This is a genomic window from Pelagibius marinus, assembly GCF_014925385.1.
GTDB classification, from domain to species: Bacteria; Pseudomonadota; Alphaproteobacteria; order Kiloniellales; family Kiloniellaceae; genus Pelagibius; species Pelagibius marinus.
In genome coordinates this window covers 151,247-175,494 of sequence record NZ_JACSDK010000008.1, presented here as the reverse complement: position 1 = coordinate 175,494, position 24,248 = coordinate 151,247, and the positions used below count along the sequence as shown (strand labels likewise).

The 24,248-nt window shown below is 67.8% G+C and carries 20 protein-coding genes; 15 read left to right on the top strand and 5 right to left on the bottom strand.

What is annotated here, in order from left to right:
• Nucleotides 1-8: 8 nt before the first annotated feature.
• The 10 genes from H7X47_RS09370 to pgmG all read left to right on the top strand — a co-directional run bounded on the left by H7X47_RS09370 (nt 9) and on the right by pgmG (nt 12,820).
• On the top strand, nt 9-599 hold the full coding sequence (locus H7X47_RS09370; RefSeq protein ID WP_227010336.1) for an HD domain-containing protein: 591 nt from the start codon (nt 9-11) through the stop codon (nt 597-599).
• 125 nt (nt 600-724) lie between these two features.
• On the top strand, nt 725-1,786 hold the full coding sequence (locus tag H7X47_RS09365; protein ID WP_193368397.1) for a lysylphosphatidylglycerol synthase transmembrane domain-containing protein: 1,062 nt from the start codon (nt 725-727) through the stop codon (nt 1,784-1,786).
• Entirely contained in the window at nt 1,783-3,576 is a 1,794-nt protein-coding gene (locus H7X47_RS09360; RefSeq protein WP_193368396.1) for a hypothetical protein, read from the top strand. The genes H7X47_RS09365 and H7X47_RS09360 overlap by 4 nt, the downstream gene beginning before the upstream one ends.
• On the top strand, nt 3,573-5,267 hold the full coding sequence (locus H7X47_RS09355) for a hypothetical protein (RefSeq protein WP_193368395.1): 1,695 nt from the start codon (nt 3,573-3,575) through the stop codon (nt 5,265-5,267). Before H7X47_RS09360 ends, H7X47_RS09355 begins: the two co-directional genes overlap by 4 nt.
• A gap of 76 nt (nt 5,268-5,343) precedes the next feature.
• Nucleotides 5,344-7,422 carry a molybdopterin-containing oxidoreductase family protein gene (locus H7X47_RS09350; protein WP_193368394.1) on the top strand — a complete coding sequence of 693 codons (2,079 nt, stop codon included), beginning with the start codon at nt 5,344-5,346 and terminating at the stop codon, nt 7,420-7,422.
• 111 nt (nt 7,423-7,533) lie between these two features.
• Nucleotides 7,534-8,241 carry a VWA domain-containing protein gene (locus tag H7X47_RS09345; protein WP_193368393.1) on the top strand — a complete coding sequence of 236 codons (708 nt, stop codon included), beginning with the start codon at nt 7,534-7,536 and terminating at the stop codon, nt 8,239-8,241.
• 6 nt (nt 8,242-8,247) lie between these two features.
• Nucleotides 8,248-8,985 carry a J domain-containing protein gene (locus H7X47_RS09340; protein ID WP_193368392.1) on the top strand — a complete coding sequence of 246 codons (738 nt, stop codon included), beginning with the start codon at nt 8,248-8,250 and terminating at the stop codon, nt 8,983-8,985.
• A gap of 140 nt (nt 8,986-9,125) precedes the next feature.
• Nucleotides 9,126-10,004, top strand: a complete 879-nt coding sequence (galU, locus tag H7X47_RS09335) for a UTP--glucose-1-phosphate uridylyltransferase GalU (RefSeq protein WP_193368391.1) — start codon at nt 9,126-9,128, stop codon at nt 10,002-10,004.
• A 57-nt stretch (nt 10,005-10,061) separates the two neighbouring features.
• Nucleotides 10,062-11,384: a UDP-glucose dehydrogenase family protein gene (locus H7X47_RS09330; RefSeq protein WP_193368390.1), complete on the top strand. Its 1,323-nt coding sequence runs from the start codon at nt 10,062-10,064 to the stop codon at nt 11,382-11,384.
• 2 nt (nt 11,385-11,386) lie between these two features.
• A complete protein-coding gene (gene pgmG, locus H7X47_RS09325) occupies nt 11,387-12,820 on the top strand; it encodes a phosphoglucomutase/phosphomannomutase PgmG (RefSeq protein ID WP_193368389.1) in 1,434 nt (477 codons plus the stop codon).
• A 48-nt stretch (nt 12,821-12,868) separates the two neighbouring features.
• On the opposite strand, the gene H7X47_RS09320 is transcribed toward pgmG, so the two are convergent.
• Nucleotides 12,869-14,146, bottom strand: coding sequence for a D-alanyl-D-alanine carboxypeptidase family protein (locus H7X47_RS09320; RefSeq protein WP_193368388.1), 1,278 nt, complete (start codon nt 14,144-14,146; stop codon nt 12,869-12,871).
• A 331-nt stretch (nt 14,147-14,477) separates the two neighbouring features.
• Between H7X47_RS09320 and H7X47_RS09315 the strand changes: the two genes are divergently transcribed.
• On the top strand, nt 14,478-15,203 hold the full coding sequence (locus tag H7X47_RS09315; protein WP_193368387.1) for a hypothetical protein: 726 nt from the start codon (nt 14,478-14,480) through the stop codon (nt 15,201-15,203).
• A gap of 24 nt (nt 15,204-15,227) precedes the next feature.
• Here H7X47_RS09315 and H7X47_RS09310 read toward each other — a convergent pair whose 3' ends face one another.
• The gene (locus H7X47_RS09310; RefSeq protein WP_193368386.1) at nt 15,228-15,995 is read right to left on the bottom strand and encodes a proteasome-type protease; all 768 of its coding nucleotides are present in this window, start codon (nt 15,993-15,995) and stop codon (nt 15,228-15,230) included.
• A gap of 380 nt (nt 15,996-16,375) precedes the next feature.
• Here H7X47_RS09310 and H7X47_RS09305 point away from each other — a divergent pair, with 380 nt between their 5' ends.
• The 3 genes from H7X47_RS09305 to clpA all read left to right on the top strand — a co-directional run bounded on the left by H7X47_RS09305 (nt 16,376) and on the right by clpA (nt 20,123).
• A complete protein-coding gene (locus H7X47_RS09305) occupies nt 16,376-16,987 on the top strand; it encodes a phasin family protein (RefSeq protein WP_193368385.1) in 612 nt (203 codons plus the stop codon).
• Nucleotides 16,988-17,449: 462 nt separating this feature from the next.
• Nucleotides 17,450-17,773, top strand: a complete 324-nt coding sequence (clpS, locus tag H7X47_RS09300; RefSeq protein ID WP_193368384.1) for an ATP-dependent Clp protease adapter ClpS — start codon at nt 17,450-17,452, stop codon at nt 17,771-17,773.
• A 7-nt stretch (nt 17,774-17,780) separates the two neighbouring features.
• Complete coding sequence (gene clpA / locus H7X47_RS09295; RefSeq protein WP_193368383.1) at nt 17,781-20,123, top strand: ATP-dependent Clp protease ATP-binding subunit ClpA; 2,343 nt, start codon at nt 17,781-17,783, stop codon at nt 20,121-20,123.
• A 12-nt stretch (nt 20,124-20,135) separates the two neighbouring features.
• Here clpA and H7X47_RS09290 read toward each other — a convergent pair whose 3' ends face one another.
• Complete coding sequence (locus H7X47_RS09290) at nt 20,136-20,777, bottom strand: peptidoglycan-binding domain-containing protein (RefSeq protein WP_193368382.1); 642 nt, start codon at nt 20,775-20,777, stop codon at nt 20,136-20,138.
• 331 nt (nt 20,778-21,108) lie between these two features.
• Here H7X47_RS09290 and H7X47_RS09285 point away from each other — a divergent pair, with 331 nt between their 5' ends.
• A complete protein-coding gene (locus tag H7X47_RS09285; protein WP_193368381.1) occupies nt 21,109-22,110 on the top strand; it encodes an aldo/keto reductase in 1,002 nt (333 codons plus the stop codon).
• 8 nt (nt 22,111-22,118) lie between these two features.
• On the opposite strand, the gene H7X47_RS09280 is transcribed toward H7X47_RS09285, so the two are convergent.
• Both H7X47_RS09280 and H7X47_RS09275 read right to left on the bottom strand, forming a co-directional pair.
• Nucleotides 22,119-22,901, bottom strand: coding sequence for a DUF1194 domain-containing protein (locus H7X47_RS09280; protein WP_193368380.1), 783 nt, complete (start codon nt 22,899-22,901; stop codon nt 22,119-22,121).
• A 113-nt stretch (nt 22,902-23,014) separates the two neighbouring features.
• Complete coding sequence (locus tag H7X47_RS09275) at nt 23,015-24,178, bottom strand: GNAT family N-acetyltransferase (protein WP_193368379.1); 1,164 nt, start codon at nt 24,176-24,178, stop codon at nt 23,015-23,017.
• Nucleotides 24,179-24,248 lie beyond the last annotated feature (70 nt).

Below are 24,248 nucleotides of genomic sequence, written 5' to 3'. Positions count from 1 at the left end.
AGGCCGCCATGAGCGATTTTCTTCCGTTACGCCTGATGGGCGATCTGCGGCGGCGTTATGCCGAACCGCAGCGCCACTATCACACCTGGGTGCATATCGAGGCGCTGCTCGGGCTCTTCCACGAAACGCGCGGCCGCCTCCACGATCCGGCGGCGGTCGAGGCGGCGATCTACTATCGCGACGCGGTCTACGACCCGCGCCAGGACGACAACGAGGTCCGGAGCGCAGCGCTGCTGATGCGTGAGGGTGCGGAGGCGTTGCCGCCGGACAGCCTGGATTTCGCCCGGCGGCTCATCGAAGCGACGGCGGGGCACCGGCTGCCGCCCGATTTGAGCGAGACTCAGCGAGCGGATGCCGCACTTTTCCTGGATATGGACCTATCGATCCTGGCGGCGCCTGGCCCGATCTTCGCAGCCTATGAGGCTGCCATCCGCCGGGAATACGCTTTCGTTGAGGAGAAGGCCTACCGTGCCGGGCGCCGAAAGGTGCTGGAAGGCTTCCTGCGGCGGGACAGGCTCTATTTCTCCGAGCACTTCGCGGCGCGCTTTGAAAGGCCGGCGCGGGATAACCTCGTGTGCAGCTTGGAGCTTCTCACCTAGGTGTTTCCTCGCGTTTCCGACCTCCGAGGCTTTCTCCGCAATTCTTCATAATTTGTTTAGGCTGAGGTTTTCTTTACTCCTTCAAAGGCATCATGGCCTCCAGGATGCTGATGTGGGAGTGCAAGATGCCTGCGACGGCGGAAACGGCTGACCAGCCGCTGCCGGGCCGGAGCCCCGTGGCTGCGCGCCAGGGGGGCGGCCCCCGGCTCGGGCGCTATGGGGCGCTGGCAGTGAAGCTGCTGGTCTCCCTGGGCCTGCTGGCCCTGCTGGCGCGCGCGGTCGACCTGCGGTCGGTCGCGGGGCTGCTGCTGGACCTGCCGCTCTGGGCCGCGCTGGGGGCGGTCGCGGGCATGCTGGGCGTCACCCTGGCCTCGGGGCTGCGCTGGTGGCTGATCCTGCGGGCCCTGGGCACGCCGCTGCCGCTGGCCCGCGCCACCGAGTTGATGTTCATCGGCACTTTCTTCACCCAGGTGCTGCCGACCTCTGTCGGCGGCGATGCCGTGCGGATCTGGCAGGTCACGCGCCTGGGCGTTCCCTTCAAGCACGCCTTCTCGGGCGTGACGCTGGAGCGGCTCTCCGGCCTGCTGGCCCTGGTCATGATGGTCGCCGGCGGCGTGGTCTGGCTGGGCGACAGCCTGGGTCCGCCGGCCCTGCGCTGGCTGCTGCTCGCCGCCCTGCCGGGGCTGCTGGCCGGGCTCACCCTGCTGTGCCTGCTGGACCGCCTGCCGGTCGGCCTGCGCCGGCGCCTGGAAGCGCTGCCGCTGCTGGGCTCCCACCTGGGTCGCCTCACCGGCCTGACGGACGTGCTGGCGGCCGATGGCCGCCGGGTGCTGCTGAGCCCGCCGCTGTCGCTCACTCTGCTGCTGCTCTCCACCGCGGCCCAGGTCTGCTCGGTGCTGACCGGGCTGGCCCTGGCGCGCGGCCTCGGTTTGGAGCTCGCCTGGGGCGAGGCCCTGGCGGTGGTGCCCGCTATCATTCTCATCACCTTCATTCCGCTGTCCTTCGCCGGTTGGGGCGTGCGCGAGGGCGCCAGCGTCATCATGCTCGGTGTCGTCGGCATCGGCGCCGGTCCTGCCCTGGCGATCTCCGTGCTCTTCGGGCTGGCGCTGCTGGTCGCGGTGCTGCCGGGCTGCGTGCTGTGGCTCAAGGGAGGGCGCCGGCTGCCGCCGGCGCAGGTGGCGCCATGAGCCGCGTCGACGCCGCCCCCGCCCTGGTCCACCCCACCGCCCATCTGGGCGGCGCCGGTGTGGCGCGCCTGGCCAGGGGCGTGGTCTTCGCGGTGGTCATGCTGGTCACCTTCGCGGTGCTGCTGCACTTCCACGACCGTTTCTGGTCGGCGGCGGACGAGGGCGGCTACGCCCACGTCGCCGAGCGGCTGCTGGCCGGCGAATCGCTGAACGGCACGGTGCAGGCCCTGCATCTGGGCTACGTGAGCTTCGCCAATGCCCTGGCCTTCAAGGTCTTCGGCATCGACCTGCTGAGCCTGCGCTATCCCCTGGCGGCAATGACGCTGATCCAGTGCGCCCTGGCCTTCTGGCTGCTGGCCGGACGCGGCGTCTTTCCTGCCTTCGCCGGCGCTCTGGCCATGGGCAGCCTTACCTTAGTGCAGTTCCTCAATCCCACGGCGCAGTGGTACGCCCTGTTCCTCTGCGTCCTCACCGTCGCCCTGCTCTCGGCGCGGCCTGGCGAGCGGCGCGGCACCCTGGAGCTGACCGGCTTCCTGCTGGTGCTGCTGTTCCTCTTCCGGCCGCTCAGCGGCATCTTCGCCGCCATGGGCGTCTTCACCTTCCTGTTGCTGCAGGAACAGCGCCACCCCGGCCATGCGCCGGCGCGGCTGGCGCGGGGTCTGACGCTGCTGATGCTGGTGGGGCTGGTGCTCTACCTGCGCGCCATGACCGACATCGTCGCGGCACTGCTGTTCGGCACTGCCCCGGCGCTGCTGCTGGGCTTCACCTTCATGACCACGCGGCTGGGCGACCGCTGCTTCTGCCGGGAACTGGGGCGCATGGTCCTGGGCGGCCTGCTGGCCGCAGCCCCGCTGCTGGCCTACCACTTCGTCGAAGGGACGCTGGAGAACTGGTGGCGGGACACCCTGGCCTCCATTATCTCCGTGGCGCTCTCCGGGCCGGTCGCCACGCCGGGCTTTGGAGCGCTGGTACTGCGCAGCGTCGAGCAGATGCTGGGCGCGGGCGGCGGCGCGGCCCTGCTGAACGGCTTCTTCTGGTTCTCCCTGGCGTTGCTGCCGCTTTCGCTCGGCGCCTTGCTGCTGCGCGCGCTGTGGCGCGGCGAGGCTGCGGGACTGGCGGCCCTGCCCATCGTCGCCTGCTTCTTCGCCCTGGTCTCGGTGCATACGCAGGAGCCGCTCTATCTCTTCTTCAGCGCGGCGCTGAGCCTGGTGGCGCTGTTGCATCTGAGCACCCGGGCCGGGCGCCGCCGCAGCCTGGTGCCGGCGGCCTTTTGCCTGACACTGGCCGTGATCGGCCTGACCTACCAGGCCGGCCAGCCGCTGACCCGCGGCTGGGACGGCATCGTCGCCGGCCAGACCAAGACCGTGGTGGCGCCGACCGGCCTGCCGCGCGCCGACCTGATCGTCGCGGCGGAGGAAACGGCGCTCTACAGCCTGCTGCTGTCCCTCATCGACAAGCACAGCGCGCCCGGGGATCCGATCCTGGCGCTGCCGGCCAGCCCGGAGCTCTACTTCCTGGCCCAGCGGCGCAACCCGCTGCGCTTCTTCAATGCGGCGCGCGGCCTGCAGAGCGGGGCCGATCTGCGCGCGGTCGAGGTCGCGCTGGAGAAGGATCCGCCGCGGCTCGTCTTCTACCGGCCCGATGACATCTACAACACGCCGCCGGTGCGCCGTCTGATGGCGGATCTCTACGAGCGCTACAGCCTGCTGGAGACGGCCGGCGGCTTCGAGATCTATCTGCTGGACGATCCGGAAGAAACCCCGCAGGGAGCCTCGGAGCCCGGCGCATGAGCTCGGAGCGCCTCTTCGCGCCGGCCGCGGTCAGCCGAGGCTGGCCCATCATGATCGCCTTCGCGACCTACGTCTGCGCCATCGTTGCCGCGCAGCTGTGGTTCGCCGTCGATCCCGACAATTTTCACGAGGAAATGCGGGCGCTCTTCCGCTTCCACCCCTGGAGCGATCCGGCGCTCTTCGCCGGCGACTACCAGGCGTCCTTCCTGGCCGCCTTTCCCCAGCCCTACCTCTACGAGGGCGTGACGCGGCTCTGGCTCTGGGCGGGCGGCGACCTCGTGGTCCTGCACCGCGCCTTCTCCGTGGTCTGCTGGCTGACGCTCCTGCTGGGCATGGGCCTGGCCGCGCGCCGTCTCGGCAACGGCATCACCGCCCTGGGCGTCGTCGGCCTCGTTGCCGCGCAGCCACTCTACCTCTACCAGGTCACCTCGGCGGTGCCGCACGCTTTCGGCTTTCCGCTGCTCATTTGGGCGGTGGTGGCGATGCTCTACGGCTCTTTGCCGGGCCTGGTGGCAGTGACGCTGCTCTCCGGCCTGCTGTACCCGGCGCTGACCCCGCTGGCGGGCCTGCTGCTGGCGTGGCAGGTCTTCGTCGTGCGCGGCTTCCTGAGCCGGGGCAAGCGGGAAAAGCTGGTGAGCCTGCTGCTGCTTGCCGCGACCGGCGCCCTGTCGCTCTGGCTGGTCTTCGGCGCCCTGGGGGGCGGCTCGGCGGACTTCGGCGCGCCACTGGCGCCGATGCAGCAGGTGGAGACCTATCCCGAGAACGGGCCCGAAGGTCGCCACTTCTACGGCGTCTTCAATCCGCTGACCTACGTCGCAGGCAAGGCCGTGGGGCAGTTCCGCGGCGCCGAGGTGATGGTCGCGCTGGCGGTGATGCTGCTGTGCGGCGGCGTCGCAGCTTACGGGCTGCTGGCGCTGCCCAGGGGAAGCCAGGCGCGTCGCGCCCTCGTCGGCTTTTTTCTCTGTAGCGTGGCGCTGGGACTGGCGGTCTACCTGCTGCGGCCTTTCCACAGCTACCGCTTCGTCCTCTATCCGCTGTTCACCTTCCTGCCGCTGCTGACGGTGGTCGGCCTGCAGTGCCTCTGCGGGCGCCTGGAGCGGGTCCTGCGCCGGCCGGAGGCCGCCGTTCTCGCCGGACTGGCGCTGCTGGTGCTGCCCTTCGACAGCTTCAATGCCCAAAAGGCCGGGCACCGCTACCATCTGGGCACGCCGGGCCAGCAGGTCATGGCCTTCGCCGCCGCCCGGCCGGCCGACAGCGTCTTTGCCTACTGGCCCACGCCGGTCGCCGAACTGGAGCTCATCCCCTATCTGGCGAAACGACCGGCTTTCGTGGTCCGCAAGGTGCACTACCCTGTCTACGACGATTATACCCTGACAATGCGCGCCAGGATGAACGCCCTGATCGACGCTTACCTGGCGACGCAGCCGGCGCCGTTGCGGGCCCTGCACTGCCGCTGGGGCGTCGACTTCCTGGTCGTCGAGCCGACCTACTTCGCCGAGGCGGGCGGGCGGCCCGAGTATTTCGCGCCCTTCGACGTTCGCATCGCGCGTCTTTGGAACAGCCGCCGGCACGGCGACTTCCTGCTGGCGAGCCTGCCGCCCGCCGCGGTGGTGCTGGATACCGGGGTCTACCGGATCGTCGATCTGTCCTTTTTTTCAGGAGGGGACTGCGCCGCCGATCCGGTGGATTGACGCAGGCGCATTGAAGCGGCCGGGGCGCGGCGGTAGGATCGGGCAGCCGCTCCCTGCTTGACGGACCCTCTTCCCGATGCCTCTCGATCATGCCGCCCAGCCGGTTTTCGTCCATTCCACCTGTCCGCACGACTGTCCCAGTGTCTGCGCGCTGGAAGTGGAAAAGCTTTCCGAAACCCGGATCGGCAAGGTGCGCGGCGCGCGCGGCAACGACTACACCGACGGGGTGGTCTGCGCCAAGGTTGCGCGCTATGCGGAGCGCGTGCACCACCCGGGCCGCCTGACCGCGCCGCTGCGCCGGGTCGGGGAGCGCGGCCTGGGCCGTGAGGCCTTCGAGGAGATCTCCTGGGACCAGGCCCTGGACGCGGTGGCCGAGGCGCTGCTTCAGGCCGAGCAGCGCCACGGCAGCGAGACCGTCTGGCCCTACTTCTACGCCGGAACCATGGGGCTGGTGCAGCGCGACGGCATCGAGCGCCTGCGCCACGCCAAGCGCTACTCGCGCCAGTACTCCACCATCTGCACCAAGCTGGTGGCGACCGGCTGGAAGGCCGCCTGCGGCGTCCGTATGGGCCCCGACGCGCGGGAGATCGCGGAGTCGGACCTTGTGGTCGTCTGGGGCGGCAACCCGGTCTCGACCCAGGTCAACGTGATGACCCACGTCGCCAAGGCGCGCAAAGCCCGCGGCGCCAGGCTCGTGGTGGTCGATCCCTACCGCACCGGCACCGCGGCCCAGGCCGATCTGCACCTGGCCCTGAAGCCCGGCACCGACGGGGCGCTGGCCGCCGCGGTGATCTGCGTGTTGCTGGCCGAGGGTTACGCCGACCGCGCCTACATGGAGAAATACAGCGACTGGGATAGCGAGCTGGAAGCGCACTTCGCGGACTGCACGCCGGCCTGGGCCGCGGAAATCACCGGCCTCGAGGAAGAGGATATCCTTGCCTTCGCGCGGCTCTACGGCAGCACCCAGCGCAGCTACATCCGCGTCGGCTACGGCTTTTCCCGCGCGCGCAACGGTGCTTCCTCGGTGCACGCCGTGGCCTGCCTGCCGACGGTGACCGGCGCCTGGCGGCACCCCGGCGGTGGCGCCATGCAGGGCCAGTCGGACATCTACGGCCTGGACGAAACGCTGATCCAGGGCCTCGACGTCTGTGACAAGTCGACACGCCTGCTCGACCAGTCGCGCATGGGGCCGATCCTGACCGGCGACAAGCGCGATCTGGGCGAGGGGCCGCCGGTGACGGCGCTGTTCATCCAGAACACCAACCCCATGGTGGTCTGCCCGGAAAGCGCCAAGGTTGCCGAAGGCTTCGCCCGGCCGGATCTCTTCACCTGCGTGCACGAGCAGTTCATGACCGAGACCGCGGCCATGGCCGACATCGTACTGCCGGCCACCACCTTCCTGGAGCACGACGACATCTATGTCGCCAGCGGCCACACCTACTTGCAGGTGACCAAGGCGGTGATCGACCCGCTGCCGGGCACGCGCAGCAACCACGAGGTCATCTGCGCCCTGGCCGAACGCCTGGGCGCCGAACATCCCGGCTTCACGAAGAGCACCTGGGAAATCATCGACGAGACCCTGACAGCCTCTGGCCTGCCGGATGCCGAGACCGTCCACCAGGCGCATTGGCACGACTGCGCCCGCTCCTTCGAGGAGATGCACTTCCTGGACGGCTTCGGCCATGCCGACAAGCGTTTCCACTTCAGGCCCGGCTGGGCGTCCTACGGCAGGGACTTCGCGGCCATGCCGGAACTGCCGGGCCACAATCCCGGCTATGACCAGCAGGACGACGAGCGGCCCTTCCGCCTGGTGGCGGCCCCGGCGCGCACTTTCCTCAACACCACCTTCACCGAGACGCCGGGCTCGCTGAAGCGCGAGCAGCGCCCGACGCTGCTGCTCCATCCCGAAGCCGCGGCGCGCCTGGGCATCACCGAGGGCGACAGGGTGCGCCTGGGAAACCAGCGGGGCTCGCTGGTGATCCATGCCGAGCTCTTCGACGGCCTGCAGCCCGACGTGGTGGTGGTGGAGAGCATCTGGCCCAACAGCGCCTTCGAGGAGGGCCGGGGCATCAACCTGCTGATCAGCGCCGATCCCGGACCGCCGGCGGGGGGCGCGGTGTTCCACGACACCGCCGTTTGGGTGAAACCGGCCTGAACCGCCGGCTTCCGGGACTTTCCGGCGCGTGGCCACGCCCCCTTGCGTTGGATTTGCCGAAGCGAAACACTACGTTAGACGGCAGGATCAACAACAGCGCTCAAAGGGCGGATGGCCAAGGACCCGAAGCTCCCCCAAGACACCTCGTCCTCGGAGGTCGAGGCCTTCCTGCGCAAGGTGGCGGCCGCGCCCGCCCCAGGTGCGGCGGGCGGCGCGCGCGGGCGGCTGATCTTCGCCATGGACGCCACCGCCAGCCGGGAGCCGACCTGGGACCGGGCCTCCCACCTGCAGGCCGAGATGTTCAAGGAGACCGAGGCCCTGGGCGGCCTGGAGGTCCAACTCATCTACTACCGCGGCTTCGGCGAGTGCCGGGCCAGCCGCTGGGTGGCCAACTCCAGGGAGCTGCTGCGTTTCATGACCGGCGTCTTCTGCCTGGCCGGGCGCACGCAGATCGGCAAGGTGCTGAAGCGCGCGATCAAGGAGACCCGGGAGAAGAAGGTCTCGGCGCTGGTCTTCGTCGGCGACGCCATGGAGGAGAACATCGACCACCTGGGTCACCTCGCCGGCGAGCTCGGCCTGCTCGGTGTGCCCTGCTTCATGTTCCACGAGGGCGACGACCCGGTCTCCCGCAACGCCTTCCAGCAGGTGGCGCGGCTCAGCGGCGGGGCCTTCTGCAACTTCGATTCCGCCAGCGCCCGGCAGCTGCGTGAGCTGCTCTCCGCCGTCGCCGTCTTCGCCGCCGGCGGGCGTCCGGCGCTGGCCGACTACAGCAAGAAAACCGGTGGCCTGGTACCGCAACTCACCCACCAGGTCAAATAAGCGACGATGCAGTATTTCGTTCTCGGCATCGCTCTACTCCTGGCCCTCCTGTTTCTCGGCCGCTGGTTCGTCGAAGCCGAACCGCGCAAGGTCGCCGGCGTCCTGAAATGGGGCGGGCTGGGCGTGATCGTGGGGGCGGCGCTGCTGCTTCTGCTCAGCGGTCGCTTCGGGCTCATCCTGCTGCTGGTGCCGATCGCCTTCTGGCTGCGCCGCTTCTTCGACCGCTTCAAGGCGGCGCAGGGGCCCAGCGCCGGCCAGTCGTCGGAGGTGCGTACCCGCTTTCTGCGCATGCGCCTGGACCACGACAGCGGCGACATGGACGGCGAGGTGCTGGACGGACGCTACAGCGGCCAGCTGCTGTCGCAGCTTTCCCTGCCGGAACTCCTGGACCTGCTGCAGGAGTACCAGATCGCCGATGAGCAGTCGGCCTCGGTGCTGGAGGCCTACCTCGACCGTACACAACCGGACTGGCGCGACGCCGCGGCGGCGGGGGGACGCCATGACGCAGGCGAGGGGCGGGCGCAGGGCGGCGGCCAGGAGACGGGCGGTCGCGGACCGGCGGGCGCCGGCACGATGACGCGGGCGGAAGCCCTGGAGATCCTGGACCTGGAGGAGGGCGCGGATCCCGAGGCGATCCGCGAGGCGCACCGCCGCCTGATGCAGAAGCTGCATCCCGATCACGGGGGCTCCAACTATCTGGCGGCGAAGCTGAATCAGGCCAAGGATCTCCTCCTGCGTCGTTGAAATGCAAACTTTCCGCCGCGGTTTTGCCGCAAGGCGGGGCCTTTTGTGTCACTTGTCCCCCGGGGGTCCGCTGTGGCAATACACCCGGGCCCCTGCCATTCCGACGCCCCTGATTCCGTTACCATGAGGTACTGAGTTTGATGACAGGCTCCATTCGCAAGGCGGTCCTGCCCGTCGGCGGCCTTGGCACGCGCTTTCTGCCGGCCACCAAGTCCATTCCCAAGGAGATGCTTCCCGTTGTCGACAAGCCGTTGATCCAGTACGGCGTCGAGGAAGCGCGCCAGGCGGGCATCGAGGAGATCATCTTTGTCACCAGCCGCGGCAAGGCGGCCCTCGAGGACCACTTCGACTATCACTTCGAGCTGATGAAGACCCTGGAGGCCCGGGGCAAAACGGCGGAGATGGAGCTGGCCACCGCCATGACGCCCGCCGCCGGCAAGATCAGCTATACCCGCCAGCCGGAGGCCCTGGGCCTGGGGCACGCCGTGTGGTGCGCGCGCAACCTTGTGGGGCGCGAGCCCTTCGCCGTGATTCTTCCCGACGACCTCGTCCTGCACCCGCAAGGTTGCCTGGCGCAGCTTGTCGAGGCCTACGAGAAAGTCGGCGGCAACCTGGTCGCCGTGGAGGATGTGCCGCGCGAGCAGACCAACCGCTACGGAATCCTGGACGTGGTCGAAGAGGACGGCCGCCTGGCCAAGGCCAAGGGCCTGGTCGAGAAGCCGGACCCGGCGGAGGCGCCCTCGACGCTCTCCATCATCGGGCGCTATATCCTGCAGCCCGAGGTCTTCGACGAACTGGACCGCCAGGACAAGGGCGCCGGCGGCGAGATTCAGCTGACCGACGCCATGGCGCGCACCATCGGCAGCGTGCCGTTCCACGGCCTGCGCTTCGAGGGCAGGCGCTTCGACTGCGGCAGCAAGGCCGGCTTCCTGGAAGCCAACCTTGCCTACGCCCTGGAGCGCGAGGACCTGGGCGAGGCGGCCCGCGACATTATCCGGCGCTACGGCGCCGTGATCTGATAGATAGATGGCGGCGGTCCGCAAGGGCACCGCTGAGGTTCTGCTGGAGAACGCTTTATGCGCATTGCAATGGTCGGCACCGGCTACGTCGGGCTTGTCTCGGGTGCCTGCTTCTCGGAATTCGGTACCGAGGTCGTCTGCATCGACAAGGACGCCGACAAGATCGCGCGCCTGGAAAAGGGCGAGATCCCCATCTTCGAGCCAGGGCTCGACGTGCTGGTGGCCAACAACAGGAAAGCCGGCCGCCTGAGCTTCACCACCGAACTTGCCAAGGCCGTGGGCGAGGCCGAGGCGGTCTTCATCGCCGTGGGCACGCCGACCGGGCGCACCGGCGGCGAGGCCGACCTCTCTTACGTCTACGACGCGGTGCGCGAGGTGGCCGCGGCGCTGAAGGGCTATACCGTCGTGGTCAACAAGTCGACGGTCCCGGTGGGCACCGGCCGCGAGGTCGAGCGCATCATCCGCGAGTCCAACCCGCAGGCCGACTTCGACGTGGTCTCCAACCCGGAGTTCCTGCGCGAGGGCGCGGCGATCAACGACTTCATGCGCCCAGACCGGGTGATCATCGGCGCCGAGACCGAGCGCGCGCAGGAGGTCATGCGTGAACTCTACCGGGTGCTCTACCTCATCGAGACGCCTATCCTCTTCACCACCTTGGAGACGGCGGAACTGACCAAGTACGCGGGCAACGCCTTCCTGGCCACCAAGATCACCTTCATCAACGAGATCGCCGATCTCTGCGAGAAGGTCGGCGCCGACGTGCATGACGTGGCCCGCGGCATCGGCCTGGACGGGCGCATCGGCCGCAAGTTCCTGCACCCCGGCCCGGGCTACGGCGGGTCCTGCTTTCCCAAGGATACCCTGGCGCTGGTTCACACGGCGCAGAAGGCCGGCGCGCCGGTGCGCATCGTCGAAACCGTCGCCGACATCAACGACAAGCGCAAGAAGGCCATGGCCAGCCGCATCGTCGAGGCCTGCGACGGCTCGGTGGCGGGCAAGACCGTGGCTATCCTGGGCGTGACCTTCAAGCCCAACACCGACGACATGCGCGACGCGCCGAGCCTGGAGATCGTTCCGGCCCTGATCGCGGCGGGCGCCAAGGTTCAGGCTTTCGATCCCGAAGGCATGGAACAGGCCAAGCCGATGCTGGCCGGCGTCCAGTGGTGCGGCTCCGCCTACGAGGCCATGACCGGCGCCGACGTGGTCGCCATCCTGACCGAGTGGAACGAGTTCCGCGCCCTGGACATGGAGCGCGTCAAGGAAGCCATGAAGGCGCCCGTGATGGTGGACCTGCGCAACGTCTACAGCCCGGCCGACATGACGGCCGCCGGTTTCCGCTACAGTTCCGTCGGCCGGCCGCTCAAGCGCCCGGGCGCCTAGCGATGAAGACCGCGCCGTTCGATCCGCGGACGGTCGATCCCGCCGCGCCGCACCGCTTCGATGCGACGGTGCTGCGCGAATACGACGTGCGCGGCATCGTCGGCGAGACCATCACCGCGGCCGACGCCTATGCCCTGGGCCGCGCTTTCGGCAGTCTCGCCCGGCGGCGCGGCGCGCAAAGGCTGGCGGTCGGTTATGACGGGCGGCACTCCTCGCCGGATCTGGCCGCGGCGCTGGCCGCCGGGCTGGCGGCCTGCGGGCTGGCGGTCCTGGCGATCGGGCGCGGCCCGACGCCCATGCTCTACTTCGCCGCCTATGCCCTGGAATTCGAAGGTTTTCCATTGGATGGGGGCGTGATGATCACGGGCTCCCACAATCCGCCTGACTTCAACGGCTTCAAGTTCGTGCTGCACAAGGCCTCGGTCTTCGGCCCGGACATCCAGGAACTGGGGCGCCTGGCGGCGGCCGGCGACTACGAGAGCGGCGCCGGGGAGGTCCGCGAGATCTCGGTCTTCGACGCCTATGTGGCGCGCATCCTTGAGGACGTCGCCGGCGACAGGCGGCTGAAGGTGGCCTGGGACGCGGGCAACGGCGCCATGGGCGAGGCCATGGCCGCCGTGACGGCGCGCCTGCCGGGCGAGCACTTCCTGCTGAACGAGACCATCGACGGAGACTTCCCCAACCACCATCCCGACCCGACGGTGGCGGAGAACCTGAAGCAGCTTCAGGAACTGGTGCTGCGCGAGGGCTGCGACCTGGGCATCGCCTTCGACGGCGACGGCGACCGCCTGGGCCTGATCGACTCCCGTGCCCGCATCGTCTGGGGCGACCAGATCCTGCTGTTCCTGGCCCGCGACGTGCTGAAGCGCCACCCCGGCGCCACCATCGTCGGCGACGTGAAGTGCAGTGACGCGGTCTTCGAGGCCATCGCCGCGGCGGGCGGCCAGCCGTTGATGTGGAAGACCGGCCATTCAGTCATCAAGGCCAAAATGAAGGAGCTCGGCGCGCCCTTCGCCGGCGAGATGGCTGCCCACTTCGTCTTTGCCGATGGCTTCTACGGCTATGACGACGGGCTCTATGCCGCCGTGCGGGTGCTGTCGATCCTGCAGTCGGGGGAGGCGACCCTGGCGGATTTCCGTGATTCCTTGCCGCGGCTCGTCAACACGCCGGAACTGCGCGTGCCCTGCCCGGACGCCCGCAAGCAGGCGGTGGTGGCGGAGGTCAAGGCGCGGGTCGCCGCCCGGGGGGCAGAGGTTGTCGACATCGACGGCGTGCGGGTGCGCGAGGGCGGCGGCTGGTGGCTGCTGCGCGCCTCCAACACCGAGGACGCGCTGACGCTGCGCTGCGAGGCGCCCGACGCCGCCCGCCTCAAGGCGCTGACCGACGGCCTGGCCGAAGAGCTGCGGGCCAGCGGCCTGGAGCCGCCGGCGTTCTGAGGCCGGCGTTTTAGGAGGGACTTACGGGAAAAGGGCGGCTTCGGGGGCCTAGTTGGAGCCCTGGGCCATCGGCTGAATGACCACGCAGTTCATCTCCGCGGCCATCAGCTCCTGGCAGGCGTTGCGGGCCTGCTGTTCATACAGCCCGGTGAGCTGTGAGCGGTAGAGCGTGCCGGTGGAGGCCGAATCGATGCGCTCGATCGCGACCTTGGCGCCGCGCAGCACCTTCGGCGCGGCGGCCATGGCCGCCTTGGCGCTGCTGTGGGCCGAGCGGAAGCGGCTGAAGGCGCCGACCTGAACCGTCCAGTCGTTGGTCAGCATCTCGCCTGCCTCGGCCGGCATGTCGGTGGCGTCGGTGGTGGCGATCTGGGAACTGGCGGCGACCGGCTTGACCGGCTGCTTGCGGGTCAGCTCCGGCTTCTCGTCCTGCTTCTTAGCCGCGGCGACCACGACCGGCGGCGCCGGGTTCTGGAAGGGGTTGCGCCCCGGCACCTCGGGGATCGTCTTCACGCCCATGGAAGCCATCTTGGTGAAGCCGCGGTCGAGCAGCTTGACCATGTGGCGGTCGCGCGAGCGCGAGGTCTTGCCGCCGAAGACCACGGCGATGACCCGGCGCCCGTTGCGCTCGACCGAGCTGACCAGGTTGAAGCCGGAAGCGCGGGTATAGCCGGTCTTGATGCCGTCGGTGCCCTTGTAGTTCTTCAGCAGCTTGTTGTGGTTGCGGTAGGTGCGGCCGTTGTAGGTGAAGCTGCGCGTCGAGAAGTAGTGGTAGTACTGCGGGTAGTTTTCCATCAGCGCCTTGGCCAGGCGCACCATGTCGCGCGCGGTGCTCTTCTGCCCGCGGTTGGGCAGGCCGGAGGCGTTGCGGAAGGTGGTGCGGCTCATGCCGATCTTCCGGGCCGTCTCCGTCATCTTCTTGGCGAAGGTGGTTTCCTTGCCGGCCAGCGCCTCGGCCACCACCACGGCGACGTCGTTGGCCGACTTGGTGGTCAGCGCCAGGATGGCGTCCTCGACGGTGATGGTCTGGCCGCGCTTCAGCCCCAGCTTGGAAGGCGGCATGCCGCTGGCGCGCTTGGACACCTTCAGCCGCTGGTCCAGCTTCAGGGTGCCGTTCTCCAGCGCCTGGAAGACCATGTAGAGGGTCATCATCTTGGTGAGCGAGGCCGGGTAGTTGCGCGTGTCCGCGTTCACCGCGTGCAGCACCTGCCCGGTGTCGGCATCCACGACGATCGACGCGTAACGCGCCGCCGCCTCAGAGGGCGCCAGTGTTGTCCATCCCGCCACGGTCAAGAGGGTGAGGAACAGCAGCGCGATCTTTCGGAACATCGGAACTCGCTTTGCAGTCGATTGGTCGGTCGGCGGCGCAGTGTGAAACGTTACCCGGATTTCACTAAAATAATCTTGGCAATCCCCCGAAAACCTCATCGATTCTAAGGCATTGCGTGATTCTCTGTCCAGTCTAATGGGGCAGCGATTACAATGTAGTTAAAATATCTTCAATTCAGGGCATTACCGGGGCATCTCCCGGCTCGTTAGCCTGCCGCTAACCATAATCGCCGCCACGTCCCCGAATTTGCGGGCGCCGGTGGCGTGGGATACGGAAGTTCGCCGCGCCGTGACAGGAGCGCCCCTCAGTGATCGAAAGAGAGCAAGAAACGTGATTTCCAGTGCTTTTCGTCCGGCCGCCGGTGTCGTGGTCCTGTCATTCAGCGCACTTCTGACCGCCTGCGCCTATCAGGGCGACATCGACAATCCGGCGACCCTCAAGGCGACATGGTTCAGCTACCTGAACGGCGACGACATCCGCGCGAACTGCGTCGAGGGCAGCGGGCGGCGTTACCGGCTGGTCTACAACGCCGACTACAATGAGCAGATCCGCAGCTACGAGGTGATCGACCAGGGCCCCCAGGGCGCGTCGCTGATCACCCGCGTGCAGGGACCCAGCGGCCTGCGTTTCAGCCAGCTGCGCCTCTCCGATCCCCTGGGCTGGGCGCGCTGGACCAAGAGCGTGACGCCCTTGAGCCTGGACATGGTCGAGCGGCTCGATGCGGCGCTGGAGGCCAGCAGCGCCTTCGGGCCGGCGCCCAGCGGGCTGCAGCTGTTCTCCAAGGAGACCTACTGGATCTCCAGCCTGTGCCGCGACGGGCAGTTTTTCTTCAATGCCTGGCGTTTCCCCTCGCCGCGCTACGAGGCGGTGAGCTTCGACGAGTTGCTCTTTTCCCTCGACGAGACCGGTGTGGCGGTGCGCCAGCCGGTCGCCGTGCCTTCCACCGCCGCGGCCAAGGCCAATGTGCCGCGGGTCCGCCACGCTTCGGACGAGACCGGCAGCTTTTTCAACGTGAAGGTCGGCGAGAACGGCCTGGTCGGCCAGCAGGGCTCGTAGGCGCCCCCTGCGGCTTCGGGGCCGTCAGCTCTTGTCTTCTGAGACGACGGTCAGGTGGGCAGTGTTGGCGCCCGGCCGCAGTTCATTGGCCCAGGGGCCGTCTGGCATGTCGATGGCCAGCTTCTTGATGTGCTCGTTCCACCAGATGCGCTGCTCGCGCAGGTCGTCGTAGTCGTAGTGCGCCTTGCGCCAGCGCTTCTCGGTCCGGCTGAAGGTGGCCAGGTCGATGGGAAAGCCGACATCGGCGGAGGAGAAGCGCGAGGAGTCGAACGACAGGTAGGCCAGCTTCAAGGCCGTGGTCATGGCCGTGTCGTAGGTCAGCGCCCGGTCCAGGATCGGCTTGCCGTAGGCGGTGGCGCCGATCGACAGGTAGGGCGTGCGGTGATCGACCTCGATCCAGTTGCCCTCCGGATAGACCATGAAAATGCTCGGTTCGGCGTCGTCGGGCAACGCCCCGGCCATCAGGGTGTGCAGGTTGAAGGCGAGGTCCGAGTCCTCCAGCTGCTCGCGGTCTTCCTTGGCCACCTGGCGCAGGCAGCGGCAGTAGGCGGTCACCGCGTCGAGCAGGGCGTTGAAGCCGGTGGGATGGTTCTTGCGCATGTCGCGCTCGAGGTAGGCCAGGGTCTTGTCGCGCAGGGAGCGCAGGCCCGACGTCATGACCGCGAACTGGGCGTCGCCGCTGCCGTGCATGGTCAGTTTCTGCGCGTTGGTAACCTGATTGCCGCTGGTGATGCGTCCGTCGGCCAGACAGACAAGTCCTTCGTTGATCTTGATACCCAGGCAATAGGTCATGCGGTTTCCATCGCGAATCTGACAGGTTGGAGGCGAGCTCCGCAGCGATACTGGCAGAGCCCCAGAAGGCCAGCAAGAGGGCTTTGCGGCTGCCGCAAGGGGGAGAGGCCCGGCCGCGCCAAAGCCTCAGAAACGGGGCATTGCCGCCGAGTTGCGAATATGTTGCAGCGCACAAAAATCCCTTGACTTCGGCGCCAGGGTTCATACATTTAGTGGTATGTTGCAGTGCAGCATGGCGCAGGTAGCTTGAGCAGGTAGCGCGATGAGCTTCCGCCCGCGGGACGCCGGCGGCCGGCGGATGCGGCGCCGCCCCGGTATGCGGAAGCTGAGTTTTTGCCGACCCCCATTCACTAGACAGACGAGACCAGGAGACTTCTCCGATGGCCACCAAGAAGACCACGACCAAGACCGCCAAGGCGCCGGCCAAGACCCCGGCTGCCAAGGCAAAGACGACCAAGGCCGCCGCGGCGCCGGCGCTGCCGTTCCAGGAAACTTTCGAGCCCGTCGAGGCCGCCGTTTCCGCCAGCAAGGAAACCATGGAAGCTGTGGTGAAGGCCGGTACCCAGGCCGCCAGCAAGAGCTACGAGCAGGCTGTCGCCCTGGTCCAGGAGCAGGTGGAAAAGGCCTCCAGCAGCGTGTTCGAGGGCTATGACGAGGTCGCCAGCCTGGGCAAGGACAACATCGACGCCTATGTCCAGTCCAGCACCGTCTTCGCCAAGGGTTTCGAGGCCATGAGCAAGGAGCTGATGAGCTTCGCCCAGCTCAGCGTCGACACCGGCATGGCCAACGCCAAGGCGCTGTTCGAGGTCAGGACGGTCCGCGAGCTGATCGACCTACAGACCGACTTCTCGCGCAGCGGCTTCGATTCTCTCGTGACCGAGAGCGCCAAGCTGACCGAGCTGTCGATGAACCTGGCGAACGAGACCATCGAGCCGATCCAGGCTCGTTTGAACGCGAACGTCGAAAAGCTGATGAAGCCGCTGGCCGCCTGAGCCGGCTGCTGCGACGGGGCCGCCATGCGGCGGTCCCCGTCCGCTTCGAGAACTCGCAAAGGGCCTGGCGCGATCGCGCCGGGCCCTTTTTGCATGGCCGCCGCGGTCCCGGCGGCCGGACTGCGACCCGGCGCCCTAGGAGACAATGCCTATGGGCAACTGGCCCCTTCGGCGCGGCGCTTCGTCATGGCATACTATTGATATTGTTGGCTCTGCCCGATTCCGGCAGCGGCGCGCGAAGGCCGCCGCCGCCTGGGAGGGAGAGCGGCAAGGGCGTAGGACGCGGAGTGCGGGCTGCGGCAGGGATGAATTTTGCGGGCAGTTTCTGCGGGGTCTTTTACCGTCGCGAAATCATCCAATATGATTGTAGGGGCAGGGGCCCCGCCGGCCGGTCCCGCAAAAGCCGGAAGTTCGGGCCGGGTCCAGTGTTCAAAGGTTAAGTATCAGGTCTAGTGCAGCACAATGAGTGACGACAAGCAGAACGACGGCGGCACATCGACAGGCATCATCGTCAAGACGAAGCCGAAGACGAAGAAACCGTCGATGTACAAAGTTCTGATGTTGAACGATGATTACACTCCAATGGAGTTCGTCGTTCATGTGCTCGAGCAGTTCTTCAGCAAGAACCGCGAGGAAGCGACCCGCATCATGCTGCATGTCCATCAGCGCGGCGTGGGCGTCTGCGGGGTCTTTACCTACGAGGTTGCCGAGACCAAGGTCACACAGGTCATTGACTATGCCCGGCAGCATCAGCACCCTCTTCAATGCACCCTAGAGAAGGAATAGAGCCCGGATGCTATCGGCCAATTTAGAGCAGACGCTTCACCGTGCCCTGGCGGGTGCCAACGAACGCCGCCACGAGTACGCAACGCTTGAACATCTGCTCCTGGCGCTGGTCGACGACCCGGACGCCATGTCGGTCCTCAGGGCCTGCAGTGTCGATCTGGAGCGCCTGCGCGCCGACATCCTGGATTACATCGACAACGAACTGGCCAGCCTGATCACCGCCCAACTGGGCGACGCCAAGCCGACCGCCGGCTTCCAGCGGGTGTTGCAGCGCGCCGCCATCCACGTGCAGTCCTCCGGGCGCGAGGAAGTCACCGGCGCCAACGTGCTGGTCGCCATGTTCTCCGAGCGCGAGAGCCACGCCGTCTATTACCTGCAGGAGCAGGAGATGACGCGCCTCGACGCGGTGAACTACATCTCCCACGGCATCGCCAAGGCCAAGGGCCACGAGGAAAGCCGCACCGTCGAGGGCGCCGACGAGGAGGCCGATGCCGAGAAGGTGGTGCGCAAGGGGCGCGAGGCGCTGGACGCCTACTGCGTCGACCTGAACCGCAAGGCGCGCGACGGGCGCATCGATCCCCTGATCGGCCGCGCCGACGAGATCGACCGCACCATCCAGGTGCTCTGCCGGCGCACCAAGAACAATCCGCTCTATGTCGGTGATCCCGGCGTCGGCAAGACCGCCATCGCCGAGGGCCTGGCCAGGCGCATCGTCGACGGCAGCGTCCCGGATGTGCTGAACGACGCCACCATCTTCGCCCTCGACATGGGCGCGCTGCTGGCCGGCACCCGCTACCGCGGCGACTTCGAGGAGCGCCTCAAGGCCGTGGTCTCGGAGATCGAGGCCCAGGACAACGCCATTCTCTTCATCGACGAGATCCACACGGTGATCGGCGCCGGCGCCACCTCGGGCGGGGCCATGGACGCCTCGAACCTGCTGAAGCCGGCCCTGCAGAGCGGCCTGCTGCGCTGCATCGGCTCGACCACCTACAAGGAATACCGCAGCTACTTCGAGAAGGACCGCGCGCTGGTGCGCCGCTTCCAGAAGATCGACATCGTCGAGCCCTCCATCGAGGACACGGTGAAGATCCTGCGCGGCCTGAAACCCTACTACGAGGATCACCACCACGTCCGCTTCACCAACGAGGCGATCCGCACGGCGGTGGAGCTTTCGGCGCGTTACATCGGCGACCGCAAGCTGCCCGACAAGGCGATCGACGTGATCGACGAGGTCGGCGCCTCGCAGATGCTGCTGCCGGAATCCAAGCGCAAGAAATCGGTCGGCGTGAAGGACGTCGAGGCGGTGGTGGCCAAGATGGCCCGCATCCCCCCGAAGAGCGTCTCCAAGGACGACCGCGCGGCGCTGCAGAACCTGGAGCGCGACCTCAAGACCATGGTCTTCGGCCAGGACCAGGCGGTGACCGCGCTCTCGGCGGCGATCAAGCTGGCCCGCGCCGGGCTGCGCGAGCCGGAAAAGCCGATCGGCAGCTACCTCTTCTCCGGCCCCACCGGCGTCGGCAAGACCGAGGTGGCGCGCCAGCTCGCCCACTCCCTGGGCGTGGAGCTCACCCGCTTCGACATGTCGGAATACATGGAGCGGCACTCGGTCTCGCGCCTCATCGGCGCGCCGCCGGGCTACGTCGGTTTCGACCAGGGCGGCCTCTTGACCGACGCGGTCGACCAGCATCCGCACTGCGTGCTGCTGCTGGACGAGATCGAAAAGGCCCATCCGGACCTCTTCAACATCCTCCTGCAGGTCATGGACTACGGGAAGATGACCGACCACAACGGCAAGTCGGTCGACTTCCGCAACGTCATCCTGATCATGACCACCAACGCCGGCGCCGCCGACATGGCCAAGCCCGCCATCGGCTTCGCCCGCGACGTGCGCACCGGCGACGACACCGAGGCGATCAACAAGCTCTTCACGCCGGAGTTCCGCAACCGCCTGGATGCGATCATTCCCTTCACGCACCTCTCGGCGGAGGTGGTCTCCCGCGTGGTCGACAAGTTCGTCATGCAGCTCGAAGCGCAGCTCGCCGACCGCCAGGTCACCATCGAGCTCTCCGATGCGGCGCGTGAGTGGCTGGCTCAGAAGGGCTACGACAAGCAGTTCGGCGCCCGCCCGCTGGCCCGCGTGATCCAGGAGAACATCAAGAAGCCCCTGGCCGAGGAGCTGCTGTTCGGCAAGCTGGCCAAGGGCGGCGTGGTGCGCGTCGACATCGAGGACGGCCTGCCGACCTTCACCTATCCCGAGGGCGCGGCGCCCAAGGGCAAAGGCAAGGGCGGCGCCAAGAAGGGCCCGAAGGGCGGCGGCAAGCGCAAGAGCGAGGCCGCGCTGGCCGACTGAGTGCTACGAAAATCAGGTATCTGAAAAGTCCGGCCCGGGTTCCGCGCCGGGCTTTTCTTTTGTCTCCGGCACGGCTTTTGGCTCCGGTCTGGCTGGCGGGATGACCTTCATCGTCTGCTGCGGCCCCCAGTCGTAGATACTGGCTTCGAGGTCGGCTTCGACCTCCGCCGGGGCGTCGCGGACCTTCTGCACCAGGATGCCGTCGATCTGCTCGTCGTAGGGCAGGCCGGCGTCTTCCTGGAAGCGGTTGAGGGCGTCGTAGGTCTGCGGCCCGGCCAGGCCGTCGTGGGGCCCCAGGTAGTAGTTGCGCTTGGCCAATTCGCGCTGCAGGTCCAGGACGTGGCCCGTGACCGGCTGGCCGAAGGCGTAGACCTTCGGCTGGGCGAACTTCAGGTGGTCGAGCAGGCGCTTGTCGGCGACGCCGTCGACGGGCAGTCCGGCGTCCCTCTGGTAGGCGCGCACCGCCGCGCGGGTCTGTCGCCCGGCGACGCCGTCGACCGGTCCCGGACGGTAGCCGTGGGCCAGCAGCTCCTTCTGGACACCGCGCACATAGGCCGTCTGCATCTGTGTCGGCGCCTGGGCGAGCTGGGTAGCGGCCGGCGGCCGGGGCCCGGCGGCCGCGGCATCGACAGCGTGGAGGGCGATAAGGACCATCAAGGCTCCCAAGGTCGTTGCCCCCAAGGTCGATCTCAGGATCCATCGGATTCGCGTCATGCTGCCTCTCCGTCGATTGTCTGGCTGTAGTACGCACAACCACTGCCGGTCATCCCCGCGTTGGGCACAACGGACATATTGTGAGATATCGGCGGCGAGGCTGTCTATGGCGTGGCGGGATTCCCCGTGGTTGACCGCCGTCTCGGTCGTAGTCTCGCCGGGCGGTCTTGAAGTTAGTCCACTTGCCGGCCTGCCCCGATTGCGCCGGCGGCGCAGCCGTCTAAACTGCCGCAACGAACATTTTTCGAGAGTTCGGGAGGCGGTTGCGGTTATGCAGAAGCGGATACTCGGTCCCGGCGGGCCCCAGGTTTCGGCCGTCGGGGTCGGCGCCATGTCGTTCACGGATTTCTACGGTCCGACCACGGAGGAAGCCTCCCACGCGGTCCTGGCTGCGGCGCTGGACCACGGCATCGATCATATCGACACGGCCAACGTCTACGGCATGGGCCTGTCGGAGAAGGTCATCGGCAGCTTCCTGGCCAAGCAGGGCAAGGCGAAAGAGGGGATGTTCCGCATCGCCACCAAGGCCTCGATCAAGCGCGATGCGGAGGGCCGGCGCAGCTTCGACAACTCGGCCGCCCACCTGGAGGCGGAGCTGGACGCCAGCCTGAAGAAGCTGGGCGTCGACTGCGTCGACCTCTTCTACGTCCACCGCCGCGATCCGAGTTTCACCATCGAGGAGGTGGCGGAGACCCTGGCCGGCCTCGTCAAGGCGGGCAAGACGCGCGGCATCGGCTTTTCCGAGATCGCGCCGTCCTCGCTGCGCCGCGCCGCCATGGTGCATCCGGTAACCGCCGTGCAGTCGGAGTACTCGCTCTCCACCCGCTCGCCGGAGCTGGGACTGGTGCAGACCTGCGAGGCCCTGGGCACCAGCCTGGTTGCCTTCTCGCCCGTCGGCCGCGGTCTGCTGACCGACACCCCGCCGACCGCCGAGAGCGTGGCCGGCTCCGGCTTCCTGAAGGCCAACCCGCGCTTCCAGGAGCCAAACTTCTCGGTCAACCTGAAGATCACCGACGCTTTCCGCGCCCTGGCGGCGGAGCTGGGGACCAGCGCCGCGGCGCTCAGCATCGCCTGGCTGCTGCATGTCAGCCCGGCGGTCATCGCGATCCCCGGCACCCGCTCGGTCGGTCACCTGGAGGAACTGGCCGCCGGCGGCTCGCTGGAGCTGTCGGATGCCGATGTCGCCCGCATCGAGGCAACCCTGCCCGTCGGCTGGGCCCACGGCGACCGCTACAACGAGGCGCAGTGGGTGGGGCCGGAGCGCTATTCTTGACGTAGAGGTCAGCCGTCGCCGGCGGCTGTGGCCCGCAGCAGTGCAGCCGACTGGCCGGGCAAGTCTTTGCCGGGCGAGGCGATGAACTCCAGCAGCAGCTTGCGTTTCAGCGCTTCGCCGAAGACGGCGTAGGTGCGTGCCTCGACCGCGAAGCTGCCGGGGCCGCCGACCACGGTGCGACGATAGAAATCGACGACGCTCTCGCTGCCCCAGCGGGCGGTGGAGTAGGTCTGGCGGCCGTCAATGGTGCCGATGACCTGCTCGTCGATGATCGGCAGGGCATTGATGGTGATGCCGGCGGCAACGGCGGCGTCGCGGATCGGCCCGCAGCGCCCGCCGTCGCTGGGATGGTCGCTGGCAATGTCGATGACCTGCCGGGCGGCGCCGAAGTCGCTTTCCAGCAGCATCCGCGCCGCGGCGGAGAGGCCGGCGGAGAGTGCCGTGTTGCCGGCACTGGAGCGCGGCGCGGCGGCGATGGCCTGGCCGAAAGCCCGCGCCGAGGCGGCGTCGGTCAGCACCTGCCAGTCCAGTACCTTTTTCACCTCGTCCTTGCCGGAGAATTCGACGTAGGCCACGGCGACGCCGCCGGTGTTGCCCATCAGGGCGGCGATGACGTCGGGATCGGCAAAGGCGCTGCGGTAGCCGTCCTTCACCAGGGCGTACTCGCCCTCGTCCATGCTCTGGGAAACGTCGTTCAGCAAGACCAGCGCCAGGTCAATCGCTTCGGCGGGGCGCGGCAGGGCACCCCAAACGGCGACGGTGGCGGCAAGACCCAAGGTTTTCCAGCGCATGTGTCCCCTCCCAGCCAGGAATTGCAATTCTGACGGATGCGTCGCGTCATGATAGCTGCATTCCGGCGGCTTTGGCGAGTAGGCCCCTTGTCGAATAGGCGGATGCTGCCCCCCTAGTCGGCGCAACCTTCCTTGAAGGGGCTGTGCTCCCCCAGGTAGTCGATCTCGTGCCGGATCGCCTCGCGCTCGCGCGCCAGGAACTCCTCGACGGCGTGGCTGAAGTTTGGATCGGCGATCCAGTGGGCGCTGTAGGTGGGGGTGGGCAGGTAGCCGCGCTGGATCTTGTGCTCGCCCTGGGCGCCGGCCTCGACCCACTCCAGGCCCTGGGCGATGGCGTAGTCGATGGCCTGGTAGTAGCAGGCCTCGAAGTGCAGGAACCTGAAGCGCTCCAGGCAACCCCAGTTGCGCCCGTAGAGGGTATCGCCGGACTTCAGGTTCAGGGCGCCGGCCACCAGCTCGCCGTCGAGATCGGCCATGACCAGCACCACCTTGTCGGCCAGGCGCTCGCCTAGCAGGTGGAAGAACTCCCGGGTCAGGTAGGGTTGGCCCCACTTGCGGTCGGCGGTGGCCATGTAGAACTCGAAGAAGGCGTCCCAGTGGCGCGGCTCTATCTCGGCGCCGGTGAGGGGCCGGAGGCGGATGCCGCTTTCCGCCACCTTGCGGCGCTCCTTCCTGATGGCCTTGCGCTTGCGCGAGGCGAGCTCGCCCAGGAAGTCGTCGAAGGTTTCGTAGCCGCGGTTGCGCCAGTGGTACTGCACGCCCAGGCGCTGCAGCAGGCCGTAGTCGCCCAGGGTGTCGAACTGTTCCTTGGGCGGAAAGGTGATGTGCAGGGAAGAAACCTGGTGGCGCCGCGCCAGCTCCAGCATGGCCGCGACCAGGCCGGTCGTCACCTCCCGACGGTCGGCGTCGGGGTTGACCAGCAGGCGCGGACCCGTCGCCGGGGTGAAGGGCACGGAGCACTGCAGTTTCGGATAGTAGCGCCCGCCGGCGCGCTCGTAGGCGTCGGCCCAGTTCCAGTCGAAGACGTACTCGCCGTAGGAATGGCTCTTGAGGTAGAGCGGCACGCAGCCCAAAAGGCCGCCTGAGGGGTTTTCCAGCACCAGGTGCTGCGGCAGCCAGCCGCTGTCGGCGGTGGCCGAGCCGCTCTGCTCCAGGGCGTCCAGGAAAGCGTGGCCGACAAAAGGATTGTCGCCGGCGCAGGCGTCCCAGTCGGCCGCCGGCACCTCGGCGATGCGGCTCACCACCTTGACCGCCAGGCTGTCGCTTCCGTCCGGCATCACGCCCTTTCCGCAGTTCCCGATCGTCGTCTCAAGTCTAGTCTATGAGATGACGCCGATCACGCGCCAG

What these genes read in the sequence shown, in the direction of transcription:
- H7X47_RS09370 (WP_227010336.1), top strand. Translation starts at nt 9, where the DNA reads ATGAGCGATTTTCTTCCGTTACGCCTGATGGGCGATCTGCGGCGGCGT.
- H7X47_RS09365 (WP_193368397.1), top strand. Translation starts at nt 725, where the DNA reads ATGCCTGCGACGGCGGAAACGGCTGACCAGCCGCTGCCGGGCCGGAGC.
- H7X47_RS09360 (WP_193368396.1), top strand. Translation starts at nt 1,783, where the DNA reads ATGAGCCGCGTCGACGCCGCCCCCGCCCTGGTCCACCCCACCGCCCAT.
- H7X47_RS09355 (WP_193368395.1), top strand. Translation starts at nt 3,573, where the DNA reads ATGAGCTCGGAGCGCCTCTTCGCGCCGGCCGCGGTCAGCCGAGGCTGG.
- H7X47_RS09350 (WP_193368394.1), top strand. Translation starts at nt 5,344, where the DNA reads ATGCCTCTCGATCATGCCGCCCAGCCGGTTTTCGTCCATTCCACCTGT.
- H7X47_RS09345 (WP_193368393.1), top strand. Translation starts at nt 7,534, where the DNA reads ATGGCCAAGGACCCGAAGCTCCCCCAAGACACCTCGTCCTCGGAGGTC.
- H7X47_RS09340 (WP_193368392.1), top strand. Translation starts at nt 8,248, where the DNA reads ATGCAGTATTTCGTTCTCGGCATCGCTCTACTCCTGGCCCTCCTGTTT.
- galU (WP_193368391.1), top strand. Translation starts at nt 9,126, where the DNA reads ATGACAGGCTCCATTCGCAAGGCGGTCCTGCCCGTCGGCGGCCTTGGC.
- H7X47_RS09330 (WP_193368390.1), top strand. Translation starts at nt 10,062, where the DNA reads ATGCGCATTGCAATGGTCGGCACCGGCTACGTCGGGCTTGTCTCGGGT.
- pgmG (WP_193368389.1), top strand. Translation starts at nt 11,387, where the DNA reads ATGAAGACCGCGCCGTTCGATCCGCGGACGGTCGATCCCGCCGCGCCG.
- H7X47_RS09320 (WP_193368388.1), bottom strand. Translation starts at nt 14,146, where the DNA reads ATGTTCCGAAAGATCGCGCTGCTGTTCCTCACCCTCTTGACCGTGGCG.
- H7X47_RS09310 (WP_193368386.1), bottom strand. Translation starts at nt 15,995, where the DNA reads ATGACCTATTGCCTGGGTATCAAGATCAACGAAGGACTTGTCTGTCTG.
- H7X47_RS09305 (WP_193368385.1), top strand. Translation starts at nt 16,376, where the DNA reads ATGGCCACCAAGAAGACCACGACCAAGACCGCCAAGGCGCCGGCCAAG.
- clpS (WP_193368384.1), top strand. Translation starts at nt 17,450, where the DNA reads ATGAGTGACGACAAGCAGAACGACGGCGGCACATCGACAGGCATCATC.
- clpA (WP_193368383.1), top strand. Translation starts at nt 17,781, where the DNA reads ATGCTATCGGCCAATTTAGAGCAGACGCTTCACCGTGCCCTGGCGGGT.
- H7X47_RS09290 (WP_193368382.1), bottom strand. Translation starts at nt 20,777, where the DNA reads ATGGTCCTTATCGCCCTCCACGCTGTCGATGCCGCGGCCGCCGGGCCC.
- H7X47_RS09285 (WP_193368381.1), top strand. Translation starts at nt 21,109, where the DNA reads ATGCAGAAGCGGATACTCGGTCCCGGCGGGCCCCAGGTTTCGGCCGTC.
- H7X47_RS09280 (WP_193368380.1), bottom strand. Translation starts at nt 22,901, where the DNA reads ATGCGCTGGAAAACCTTGGGTCTTGCCGCCACCGTCGCCGTTTGGGGT.
- H7X47_RS09275 (WP_193368379.1), bottom strand. Translation starts at nt 24,178, where the DNA reads ATGCCGGACGGAAGCGACAGCCTGGCGGTCAAGGTGGTGAGCCGCATC.